This is a genomic window from Pseudomonas sp. K5002, from assembly GCF_013386655.1.
Classification (GTDB): Bacteria; Pseudomonadota; Gammaproteobacteria; order Pseudomonadales; family Pseudomonadaceae; genus Aquipseudomonas.
This window is the reverse complement of the sequence record NZ_JACARK010000436.1, coordinates 1-10981: the sequence shown is the minus strand read 5'-3', so window position 1 is coordinate 10981 and position 10981 is coordinate 1. Positions and strand designations below refer to the sequence as shown.

Annotated in this window: 10 protein-coding genes and 2 pseudogenes; 9 read left to right on the top strand and 3 right to left on the bottom strand. The window is 57.3% G+C overall.

All coding sequences use genetic code 11. The features are described 5' to 3' along the window. Positions 1 to 202, bottom strand: a pseudogene (locus tag HX846_RS19810) (nitric oxide reductase transcription regulator); the annotation flags it as partial. A gap of 147 nt (positions 203 to 349) precedes the next feature. Here HX846_RS19810 and hmpA point away from each other — a divergent pair. The 8 genes from hmpA to queC all read left to right on the top strand — a co-directional run bounded on the left by hmpA (position 350) and on the right by queC (position 8704). Next, positions 350 to 1531 (top strand): NO-inducible flavohemoprotein, encoded by a 1182-nt coding sequence (hmpA, locus tag HX846_RS19805; RefSeq protein WP_178965948.1) that lies wholly within the window; start codon positions 350 to 352, stop codon positions 1529 to 1531. A gap of 245 nt (positions 1532 to 1776) precedes the next feature. Continuing rightward, positions 1777 to 2283, top strand: a complete 507-nt coding sequence (locus tag HX846_RS19800) for a disulfide bond formation protein B (protein ID WP_008435621.1) — start codon at positions 1777 to 1779, stop codon at positions 2281 to 2283. 798 nt (positions 2284 to 3081) lie between these two features. Beyond that, positions 3082 to 4023, top strand: coding sequence for a ubiquinol oxidase subunit II (cyoA, locus tag HX846_RS19795; RefSeq protein WP_008435619.1), 942 nt, complete (start codon positions 3082 to 3084; stop codon positions 4021 to 4023). A 3-nt stretch (positions 4024 to 4026) separates the two neighbouring features. Continuing rightward, positions 4027 to 6045, top strand: coding sequence for a cytochrome o ubiquinol oxidase subunit I (gene cyoB, locus HX846_RS19790; protein ID WP_003216371.1), 2019 nt, complete (start codon positions 4027 to 4029; stop codon positions 6043 to 6045). Positions 6046 to 6048: 3 nt separating this feature from the next. Continuing rightward, a complete protein-coding gene (locus tag HX846_RS19785) occupies positions 6049 to 6675 on the top strand; it encodes a cytochrome o ubiquinol oxidase subunit III (RefSeq protein ID WP_008435616.1) in 627 nt (208 codons plus the stop codon). Continuing rightward, on the top strand, positions 6675 to 7010 hold the full coding sequence (gene cyoD, locus HX846_RS19780; RefSeq protein ID WP_003216374.1) for a cytochrome o ubiquinol oxidase subunit IV: 336 nt from the start codon (positions 6675 to 6677) through the stop codon (positions 7008 to 7010). Before HX846_RS19785 ends, cyoD begins: the two co-directional genes overlap by 1 nt. Before the next feature lie 11 nt (positions 7011 to 7021). After that, positions 7022 to 7909: a heme o synthase gene (cyoE, locus tag HX846_RS19775; protein WP_003216376.1), complete on the top strand. Its 888-nt coding sequence runs from the start codon at positions 7022 to 7024 to the stop codon at positions 7907 to 7909. 102 nt (positions 7910 to 8011) lie between these two features. Further along, entirely contained in the window at positions 8012 to 8704 is a 693-nt protein-coding gene (queC, locus tag HX846_RS19770) for a 7-cyano-7-deazaguanine synthase QueC (protein WP_003216378.1), read from the top strand. Between the two features lie 112 nt (positions 8705 to 8816). Here the strand turns inward: queC and HX846_RS19765 are convergent, their stop codons facing one another. Next, the gene (locus HX846_RS19765; protein WP_003216380.1) at positions 8817 to 9713 is read right to left on the bottom strand and encodes a queuosine precursor transporter; all 897 of its coding nucleotides are present in this window, start codon (positions 9711 to 9713) and stop codon (positions 8817 to 8819) included. Continuing rightward, the gene (locus tag HX846_RS19760; RefSeq protein ID WP_003216382.1) at positions 9700 to 10305 is read right to left on the bottom strand and encodes a helix-turn-helix transcriptional regulator; all 606 of its coding nucleotides are present in this window, start codon (positions 10303 to 10305) and stop codon (positions 9700 to 9702) included. Before HX846_RS19760 ends, HX846_RS19765 begins: the two co-directional genes overlap by 14 nt. 279 nt (positions 10306 to 10584) lie before the next feature. On the opposite strand from HX846_RS19760, the pseudogene glyA reads away from it, so the two are divergent. Further along, positions 10585 to 10981, top strand: a pseudogene (gene glyA, locus HX846_RS19755) (serine hydroxymethyltransferase); the annotation flags it as partial.

Below are 10981 nucleotides of genomic sequence, written 5' to 3'. Positions count from 1 at the left end.
GGCCGAGGGTGTCGGTACTCAAGCCATCCACCGCCAGCGGCACCAGCCATTCGCCGTCGAGGCGCAGCAGGGCGGCCGCGTCGCAGGGTAGCAGGGCGCGCATGGCCTGGAGCAGGCGCCGGTAACGCTCGCCTTCGGGCAACTCGCGGGACAGGTCGGCGACCAGGGGCAGCAGGGTGGTGAGCAGCGGCTTCGCAGTCATAATGACTCCTTGTGGTCATAGTGACTATATAACGTAGGAAGTCATACTGACTACATTAATATTAAGCATTTGATTTATAAGGATTTATTAGTTGGCATGAATACTGAGTAGTAAAGGGTATTCAGTAAGAAGACTCAGGAGTCTGCCATGCTTAGTGCCCAAGACCGTGCCATCGTCAAATCCACCGTGCCCCTGCTGGAAAGTGGCGGCGAAGCCCTGATCACCCATTTCTACCGGATGATGCTGTCCGAATACCCAGAAGTACGTCCGCTGTTCAACCAGGCCCACCAGGCCAGCGGCGACCAGCCCCGGGCCTTGGCCAACGGCGTGCTGATGTACGCCCGGCATATCGACCAACTCGACCAGTTGGGCGATCTGGTGGCAAAGATCATCAACAAGCACGTGGCCCTGCAGATCCTGCCGGAGCATTACCCGATTGTCGGTACCTGCCTGCTGCGGGCAATTTCCGAAGTGCTGGGCAGCGAAATCGCCACCCCTGAAGTGATGAGTGCCTGGGGCGCCGCCTATGGCCAATTGGCCGACATCCTGATCGGTGCCGAGGCGGCTATCTATAAAGAGAAGGAACAAGCACCGGGCGGCTGGCGTGGCGCGCGGCCGTTCACCTTGGTCAAGCGTGTGGAGGAGAGCGCGGAAATTATCTCGTTTTACTTCGCGCCTGTGGATAACGGCCCGATCCTGGCCGCCGAGCCTGGGCAGTACATCGGCATGAAGCTGGTGATGGAGGGCGAGGAAGTGCGCCGCAACTATTCCCTGTCGGCGCGTGGCGATTCGGGCCAGTACCGCATCAGCGTCAAGCGCGAAGCCGGTGGGCGGGTGTCGAACTACCTGCATGACCAGTTCCATGTGGGTGCGACCATCGATCTGTTCCCGCCTTCGGGGGAGTTCACCCTGGCGGCCAGCGACAAGCCATTGGTGCTGATCAGCGGCGGCGTGGGCATCACGCCAACATTGCCGATGCTCGAAGCGGCGCTGGCCACCGAGCGTCCGGTTCACTTTATCCACTGCGCGCGTAATGGCGGCGTGCATGCGTTCCGCGAATGGGTGGACGGCCTGGCGGCGCAGCATCCACAGCTCAAGCGCTTCTATTGCTACGCCGAGGATGATGGCGTGAGCCCGGCGGCGGACAAGGTCGGGATGCTGAGCCAGGAGCAACTGGCGGCGTGGCTGCCGCAGGAGCGCGATGTGGATGCGTACTTCCTGGGGCCTAAAGGCTTCATGGCGGCGATCAAGCGTCACTTGAAGGCCCTGGGTGTGCCGGAAGCGCAGAGCCGGTATGAGTTCTTTGGGCCGGCGTCGGCTCTGGAATAACTTACTCGGTCAAAAATGTGGGAGCGGGCTTGCTCGCGAAAGCGGAGTGTCAGTCACTGAATGTGTGTCTGATACACCGCCTTCGCGAGCAAGCCCGCTCCCACATTTTGATCTCCATTTTCCCTGATTAATCTCCTGTTAATGCCTCGTGTTTAAACCTCCACACGCCAACTGCTCAACTTTCACCGTCCGCGTGTAAACTTGCGGCCATTGGCACAACCATCATTGGCTAAAGGGAAACGGGGATGATCGACGAATTGCGTTTGGGCAGGGAGCGACGCTTTCTGGTACTGCTGGGCATCATCTGCCTGGCGCTGATCGGCGGGGCGCTGTACATGCAGGTGGTGCTGGGCGAGGCCCCTTGCCCGCTGTGCATCCTGCAACGTTATGCCTTGCTGCTGATCGCGATCTTCGCCTTCATCGGTGCCGCCATGCGCACCACCCGCAGTGTCACGGTGTTTGAAGCACTGGTGACCCTCAGCGCCCTGGGGGGCGTCGCCGCTGCCGGCTATCACGTGTACATCCAGTTCTTTCCGAAGGTCAGCTGCGGCATCGACGTGCTGCAACCGATTGTCGATGGCTTGCCGCTGGCCTCGGTGTTTCCCCTGGGGTTCCAGGTCGACGGCTTCTGTGAGACGCCGTACCCGCCCGTGCTCGGCCTGTCCCTGGCCCAGTGGGCGCTGGTGGCCTTTGTGCTGACGGTGATCCTGGTGCCACTGGGCATTTACCGTAATCGCCAGGGCAAAGCCTAAGCGGTTACAACTCAACGCCCCGGCCTTCCTCTAAAGAAGGCTGGGGCGTTTTTGTTTGTAGGCATTTGTGAAGAGGCCGTGACGCGGGGCAAGTTTGGGTGTGCGCAGCGTGCGACATGTTGTCACACGGAAGCTGTCGCAGGACGTTTCTGACGCTCGTAAACGCGCCATAAATTTGCATGAAGCGGCGTTTTATGGCTGTCAGTTCGTCGTCTGGCCGACGCCGCGAGTGGCGTGCGGTCGGCGACATTGCCCGATGTCCGAATGCCTTGTTTTTAGGGGACTTGGATCCGTTTTCGATGCCCTTACAGGCTGTAAGGGATGTGGCAGATTGCCCAATAACACGGCATTTTTTGTGGTTTTTGTCGAGAATCAAACGCGATACGATCGCGGACCTTTGCAATAATGGTGAAGGATTATTGCTGGAAACGATAAAAATTATTTCTGGATAAGACATGGTTTATACATCGCTAGCTAACTACAATCGCCCGCACTGAATGTCCGGTGCTGCTCACCCCTGAGCAAACTAGGGCGGTCGAGAAGCGGATGTAACGTTTCATGCGACCCCAGGTGCCGGCAGCCTTTCAACTATCCGCACCAAATGGAATTGGTCTGTAACAAGGCCTTTGACCAACGAATTCGAATAAGAACTCACCGCTAGCCCGGGACGTGTCGATTCGCGCAAGGTGCGACGGGCAGGCCCTTATTCAATCGAAGAGAAATGCCAACCCTTGGCAGGGTGAAGTGTTGGCGATCAAAACCCAACTGCATTGCGCAAGCTGCTTTAGAGGTCGTGAGATGAGTAAAAACAGGTACCCCCGATTACTAGGCTTTTTGCCGCTGCTTGGCATGATGTTAATGCTGGGAGGCTGCAAGTGGACCTTGCTCGACCCTAAAGGTCAGGTCGGTCTGGATCAACGCAACCTGATCATCACCGCCACCCTGCTGATGCTGTTGGTCGTGGTGCCCGTGATCATCATGACGTTCGCGTTCGCCTGGAAATACCGCGCGTCGAACACCAGCGCCACCTATGCGCCGAAGTGGTCGCACTCCACCAAGATTGAAATCGCGGTGTGGCTGGTGCCGATCCTCATCATCATCGCCCTGGGTTACATCACCTATAAGTCGACCCATGAGCTGGACCCGTACCGTCCGCTGGACTCCGACGTCAAGCCGATCAACATCGAAGTGGTCGCGCTGGACTGGAAGTGGCTGTTCATCTACCCGGACCTGGGTATCGCCACTGTGAACCAGATCCGGTTCCCGGAGAACACCCCGCTTAATTTCCGGATCACCTCCGACGCCGTGATGAACTCGTTCTTCATCCCTGCACTGGGTGGCCAGATCTACGCGATGGCAGGCATGCAGACCCGTCTGCACCTGATCGCGAACGAGAAAGCTGAAATGGAAGGCATCTCCGCCAACTACAGCGGTGCTGGCTTCACCGGCATGAAATTCAAAGCGATCTCGACGAGCCAGGAAGATTTCAACGCCTGGGTAGCCGAAGTCAAGGCCGCACCTAAACAGCTTGATCAAGCTGAATACGACGCCCTTGCCAAACCAAGCCAGAACAACCCAGTCGCCCTGTACTCCACGTACGAGCCGGACCTGTTTCAGAAAATCGTCGACAAGTACGAAGGTATGAAGCCAGGCAAGCCGATCGAGCACGAGAAGAAAGAAGTGGCCGCGGTTGAAGGTTCTGACACGGGCTCGCATTCAACTGCTGGGGCAGAGGAGTAAACGATGTTTGGTAAATTAAGTTGGGATGCGGTCCCGTTCCACGAGCCGATCGTGATGGTGACCATCGCCATGATCGCGCTGGGTGGTCTGGCACTGTTTGCAGGTATCACTTACTTCAAGAAGTGGACCTACCTGTGGACCGAGTGGCTGACTTCGGTCGACCACAAGAAAATCGGCGTCATGTACGTCATCGTTGCCATGGTCATGCTGCTGCGAGGTTTTGCCGACGCCATCATGATGCGTACCCAGTTGGCCATGGCCACCGAGGGTTCGCCTGGCTACCTGCCTCCTGAACACTATGACCAGATCTTCACCGCCCACGGTGTGATCATGATCATCTTCATGGCGATGCCTTTCTTCACCGGCCTGATGAACCTTGCCTTGCCGCTGCAGATCGGTGCGCGTGACGTTGCGTTCCCGTTCCTGAACTCCCTGAGCTTCTGGCTGCTGGTATCCGGCGTAGTGCTGATCAACCTGTCCCTGGGCGTCGGCGAATTCGCCAAGACCGGTTGGGTTGCGTATCCGCCATTGTCGGGCCTGGCCTACAGTCCGGGCGTGGGTGTGGATTACTACATCTGGGCGCTACAGTTATCAGGACTCGGGACGACACTGACGGGGGTCAACTTCCTGGCCACCGTCTTGAAAATGCGCGCCCCTGGCATGAAGCTGATGGACATGCCGATCTTCACTTGGACCTGCACCTGGGCCAACGTACTGATCGTTGCATCGTTCCCGATCCTGGCTGCAACCATGGCGTTGCTGTCGCTTGACCGTTACCTGGATTTCCACATTTTCACCAATGAACTTGGTGGCAATCCAATGATGTACGTGAACCTGTTCTGGGCATGGGGTCACCCTGAGGTGTACATCCTGATCCTGCCAGCGTTCGGTATCTTCTCCGAAGTGATCTCGACCTTCTCGGGCAAGCGCCTGTTCGGTCACCACTCGATGATCTACGCCTCGGGCGCGATCTCGGTACTGGGCTTCATGGTTTGGCTGCACCACTTCTTCACCATGGGTTCGGGGGCCAGCGTCAACGCGTTCTTCGGACTGGCGACGATGCTGATTTCCATCCCGACGGGGGTGAAGCTATTTAACTGGCTATTCACCATCTATCACGGTCGTCTGCGTATCACCAGCCAGGTTCTGTGGACCCTGGGCTTCATGGTGACCTTCGCGATCGGCGGCATGACCGGCGTACTGCTGGCCATCCCGGGTGCTGACTTCGTACTGCACAACAGCCTGTTCGTAATTGCTCACTTCCATAACGTGATCATCGGCGGCGCAGTATTCGGCTACATCGCAGGTTTCAGCTTCTACTTCCCGAAAGCGTTCGGCTTCAAGCTGCACGAAGGCTGGGGCAAGGCTGCATTCTGGTTCTGGATCTCGGGCTTCTTCGTCGCGTTCATGCCGCTCTACGCTCTGGGCTTCATGGGCATGACCCGTCGTCTGAACGCCACGACCAACCCTGAGTGGGTACCGTACCTGTACGTTGCCATGGTGGGTGCACTGATGATCGCTGTGGGTATCGCCTGCCAGCTGATCCAGCTGTATGTCAGCGTGCGTGATCGCAAGCAGAACATGTGCGAATCCGGCGACCCATGGAATGCACACACCCTGGAATGGTCGACTTCATCGCCACCGCCGTTCTACAACTTTGCCGTACTGCCGAAGGCTGACAGCATCGATCCGTTCACCGAAGCCAAGGAAGACGGTACTGCGTACCAGAAGCCTGCGCGTTACGAACCGATCCACATGCCTAACAACACCGCTACCGGCGTTGTGATGGGCGCGCTGTTGACCGTGTTCGGTTTCGCGATGATCTGGCACATCTGGTGGCTGGCCATCGTGAGCCTGGTGGGCACCATCGGCTACTTCATCGTTCACGCTGCCCGTGATGACCAAGGCTACATGGTGCCGGTCGACGTGATCGAACGCATCGAAGCCGAGCAACACGCTCGCCTGGTTGCCGAGAAGAAGATCCCGGCCAACCGTGTTGAAACCTCGTTGGAACAGGCTTAAACCATGTCGAACTTAGTGACCAATGCTGGACACGCCCATGTCGATGACCATGGGCACGATGACCATCACCACGACTCGGGGCCAATGACCGTATTCGGTTTCTGGCTCTACCTGATGACCGACTGCATCTTGTTTGCGTCGATCTTCGCGGTGTACGCGGTACTGGTAAACAACGTAGCGGGTGGCCCGTCGGGCCACGACATCTTCGAACTGCCTTACGTGCTCGGCGAAACCGCCTTGCTGTTGTTCAGCTCGATCACCTACGGCTTCGCCATGCTGGCCTTCTACAAGGGCAGCAAGAAAGGCGTCCTGAGCTGGTTGGCACTGACCTTCCTGTTCGGCCTGGGCTTCATCGGCATGGAGGTCAACGAGTTCCACCTGCTGATCTCCGAAGGTTACGGCCCGCACCGTAGCGGCTTCCTGTCGGCGTTCTTCACGCTGGTAGGCACCCACGGTCTGCACGTGACTGCCGGTCTGATCTGGATGGCGACCATGATGTATCAGGTCAACAAACATGGCCTGACCAACACCAACAAGACTCGCCTGAGCTGCCTGAGCCTGTTCTGGCACTTCCTGGACGTGGTCTGGATCTGCGTCTTCACCGTTGTCTACCTGATGGGGACTCTGTAATGGCTAATGCACATTCCCATGACAGCCATGATGACAGCCACGGCAGCGTCAAGTCGTACGCCATTGGCTTCATCCTGTCGGTCATCCTGACGCTGATCCCGTTCGGCCTGGTGATGTACCCAACCTTGCCGAAGTCGATCACCTTGATGATCGTCCTGGCGTTCGCGGTGATCCAGGTCCTGGTTCACCTGGTGTACTTCCTGCACCTGGACCGCTCGAAGGCTCAGCGCGATAACGTGATTGCGTTCGTGTTCGCAGGTTTGGTGATCCTCCTGCTGGTTGGCCTGTCGGTATGGATCATGTTCAGCATCCATACGTTCATGATGGCGAAGTGAGGTAAGACCCGATGTCGCTTAAGCACTTTATCCAAATCACCAAACCGGGGATCATTTTCGGTAACGTGCTTTCTGTGGCAGGCGGTTTCTTCCTGGCCTCCAAGGGGCATGTCGATCTGGCCATTTTCCTGGCTGCGATGATCGGCACGTCCCTGGTGGTAGCTTCCGGTTGTGTATTCAACAACTGCATCGACCGCGATATCGACATCAAGATGGAACGCACCAAGAATCGTGTGCTGGTCCAGGGCCTTATCTCCCTGAAACTGGCACTGATCTTCGCGACCATCCTGGGTATCGCCGGCGTGGTGTTGCTGTACAAGGTGGCCAACCCGCTGGCGGCGCTGTTTGCCGTGATCGGCTTTGTCATCTACGTCGGCTTCTACAGCCTGTACCTCAAGCGCAAGTCGGTTCACGGCACGCTGGTGGGCAGTCTGTCGGGGGCGATGCCGCCGGTGATTGGTTATGTGGCTGTGACCAATAGCTTCGACATGGCCGCGTTGGTGCTACTGGTGATGTTCAGCCTGTGGCAGATGCCGCACTCCTATGCCATCGCGATCTTCCGCTTCAACGACTACCTGGCTGCCTCGATTCCGGTTCTTCCGGTCAAGCGTGGCATCAAGGTCGCCAAGAAACACATCCTGCTCTACATCCTGGCCTTCCTCGTGGCGACCTTGATGTTGACCTTCAGTGGCTACGCCGGCATGAGCTACCTCGCCGTTGCCGCCGCCATGGGCATGTACTGGTTGTACATGGCCTGGACCGGCTACAAGGCGGTGGATGACACCGTCTGGGCACGCAAGCTGTTCGTCTTCTCGATCTTCACCATCACCGCCTTGAGCGTGATGATGTCCCTGGATTTCCAGGTGCCGAAAGAGTTGCTGCTGACGTACGCTCACTGAGTGATCGAGCAGTAAAAAACCCCGCCTTCGAAAGAAGCGCGGGGTTTTTTATTGAGGGGCCTTTAAACTATGCCAAATCTTACAAATGCAGGAAGCAGCGTGATGAGTAAAAAAGCCGTTATCGTATTCAGTGGTGGGCAGGATTCGACCACCTGCCTGATCCAGGCACTGGCGCTGTATGACGAGGTGCACTGCATTACCTTCGATTATGGCCAGCGCCATGTGGCGGAAATCGAAGTCGCACAGAAACTCGCCAAACAGCTGGGCGCCACCGTTCACAAAGTGATGGACGTGTCGCTGTTGAACGAGCTGGCCATCAGCAGCCTGACCCGCGACAACATTCCGGTACCCACGGTGAACAGCTCGGGCGAGAGTTTGCCGAGCACCTTCGTGCCAGGCAGGAACATTCTGTTTCTGACCCTCGCGGCGATCTACGCCTACCAGGTCAAGGCGGAAACGGTGATCACCGGGGTGTGTGAAACCGACTTCTCCGGCTATCCCGATTGCCGGGACGAGTTCGTCAAGGCGCTGAACAAAGCGCTGCAACTGGGCATGGAATACGACGTGCGCCTGGAAACGCCGTTGATGTGGCTGAACAAGGCCGAGACCTGGGCCCTGGCGGACGATCACCAGCAGCTGGACCTGATCCGCAACCAGACCCTGACCTGCTACAACGGCATTATCGGTACGGGTTGTGGCAACTGCGACGCGTGCAACCTTCGCGCACGTGGATTGAACGACTACCTCGAAAACAAGGCAGCCGTCATGCAGAGCCTGAAAAGCAAACTGGCGTGATGTCGATCGTTCCCACGCTCCGCGTGGGAACGCATCCCGTGACGCTCCGCGTCACAAAGGCGGACGCGGAGCGTCCAACGCGGCATTCCCACGCAGAGCGTGGGAACGATCATCAGCTGGCGTGTGGTTGGGCCTGGGTATCGCCCGTGATGTAGCGCTTGAACAGCGAGCGGGCGCCATAGGCCGGCAGGATGTTGAAGAAGGCAAAGCAAACCTTGATCGCGATCTGCACGTAGATCATGTTCAGGATGTCGCTGGTCTGCATGGCGCCGTAGAACGCGATGAAGCAGAACAGGAAACTGTCGATGATCACCGCGAAGAACGTACTCAGGAAAATCCGCAGGAACAGGTACCTGGAATTGGTCAGCTCCTTGATCTTGCACAGCAGGTACGAGTTGATGTTCTCCGACACCAGGAACGAAACCGAAGAGGCGATGAGCACCGACGACACCTGGATGATCACGTCGTTGTAAGGCCCGTCGAGCTTCCAGCCTGGCAAGCCGGGGAGGAAGGTCGAGCCGTAGAGCAGGATGATGATCATCGCGTTACTGGCAAACGCAAACAGGATGGCCCGTCTCGCCAGCCGCAGGCCGAATTGTTCGTTGAGCAAGTCCACGATCAGAAACGTCAGCGGGTAAAGGAACGTGCCGGGCGTGACGATAATGCCCAGCGACTCCAGGTAGATAGGTTTGGTCGCGGCGATGCTGGTGAAGATATAGAACGTAAAGAGCAGCAGGTTCAGGATGATGTAAATCATCCATGAGTTCTCGTTGCGGTCGTTGAGGTCGTACGCGGTCAGCGCTCCGCCCTGTGAGTAGAACTTCTTGTACATGTTCTTGACTTCCATTTTGTTTAAATTGTCCATGATTTCGCTGTTCAGCACTTCGCTCAGCTTTATCCGAATGATCTTGCCCGTGGCGATCACCATGATCACCGCCAGGCTCTTGTCATTCTCGAACCCCAGCAACTTGTATTTGCTGTTCTCGACTTCGTGCTCATACGTTGTCATTGAAGCGCTCCTCGATGATATCTCCCACCACACAGATACGATCCGAGCTGACACACGCTTGATCCGTGATAAATAGTTTTTTGCTGAGCCTGTCGTACACCAACTTTTCCTTGTCGTCGCTCGACGTCCCTTTCTGCACGATCAACAAATCGCCCGGCTCGTTGACGCCGGCAATCGCATGTTCCAGCAGCACGGCTATCAAGTTGTAGGAAGTGCCGAAGTAGTAGGTCAGCGGGTACAGCGTGGCGAGTTCGCCAATGCGCTTGTCCATGCTCGCCATGACCTGGCTTTGCTTGATGATCGGCACGGCAGCAGGGTTCATGTTGCCCTGGGGGGAAATACTGCTGTCGATGATCTCTTTTTCTTCGAAGTCGAGGGTCTCGATTTCTTCATAGGAAACGCCGAAGAAATCCGAGATCTTGCGGATGGTGGACTGCTGTACGTTGACGACCTTGCCTTCCAGAATGTTGTAGATCGTGGTTCTGGTCAGGCCGGCCGCGTTGCACAACGACAGCTGCGTCTCTCCGCGGCTCTTGATCAGGTATTTGATATTGCTCTTCAAATACTCGGTGCGTTCTTTTCTGTGAATCAAATGCCCACCACTTCCTTATGTTCTACACAGAGCGTCCATGTTGCGCTGGGGGTGCGTGCTTCGCCGCGGCGCGAAGTGTTGCATGCGCCTGCCACAAGAATAAAGACCGTGATCAGTTTTTTGGCGATTGGCCATCATCCAGCCAGGAAAAACCGCGCCTTGTCCCCCTGTGTGCGGCCAAAAAGAATCATTTAATTTGGAAAATGTTCATTTTTCTGCTTAATTGCCCTGCGCCCAACGGAAAGGCGCACGGGATTTTCAGGGAAGGAACACAGGACAATGGCAGTCGACACGCAACCACTTACCCACCAGGCCGACCTGCTGCAACGAGGGCTGGCGGATCTACGGGCAGAAGACGCGGAGCTGGCAGGGTTGCTGGATGCGGAAGTCACGCGCCAACACCAGACGCTGTCGCTGGCCGCTTCGTCCTGCGCAGTGAGGCCGAATATCCTGGCGGCGTCCGCCTCGCTGCTGGTCAACGTGACCGCCGAGGGCACGCCCGGCTGGCGTCATCACGCCGGCTGCGAGAATGCCGACCGGGTCGAAGCCCTGGCTGTGCGCCGAGCGCGTGAGCTGTTCGGTGCGCAATACGCCGGCGTGCAATCACACTCGGGGTCGACTGCCAACTATCAGGTACTGGCGGCCTTGCTGGAGCCGGGAGACACCGTGCTCGGCA

Excerpts from the sequence above, each read along its gene's own strand:
- hmpA (WP_178965948.1), top strand. The coding sequence starts at position 350 with ATGCTTAGTGCCCAAGACCGTGCCATCGTCAAATCCACCGTGCCCCTG.
- HX846_RS19800 (WP_008435621.1), top strand. The coding sequence starts at position 1,777 with ATGATCGACGAATTGCGTTTGGGCAGGGAGCGACGCTTTCTGGTACTG.
- cyoA (WP_008435619.1), top strand. The coding sequence starts at position 3,082 with ATGAGTAAAAACAGGTACCCCCGATTACTAGGCTTTTTGCCGCTGCTT.
- cyoB (WP_003216371.1), top strand. The coding sequence starts at position 4,027 with ATGTTTGGTAAATTAAGTTGGGATGCGGTCCCGTTCCACGAGCCGATC.
- HX846_RS19785 (WP_008435616.1), top strand. The coding sequence starts at position 6,049 with ATGTCGAACTTAGTGACCAATGCTGGACACGCCCATGTCGATGACCAT.
- cyoD (WP_003216374.1), top strand. The coding sequence starts at position 6,675 with ATGGCTAATGCACATTCCCATGACAGCCATGATGACAGCCACGGCAGC.
- cyoE (WP_003216376.1), top strand. The coding sequence starts at position 7,022 with ATGTCGCTTAAGCACTTTATCCAAATCACCAAACCGGGGATCATTTTC.
- queC (WP_003216378.1), top strand. The coding sequence starts at position 8,012 with ATGAGTAAAAAAGCCGTTATCGTATTCAGTGGTGGGCAGGATTCGACC.
- HX846_RS19765 (WP_003216380.1), bottom strand. The coding sequence starts at position 9,713 with ATGACAACGTATGAGCACGAAGTCGAGAACAGCAAATACAAGTTGCTG.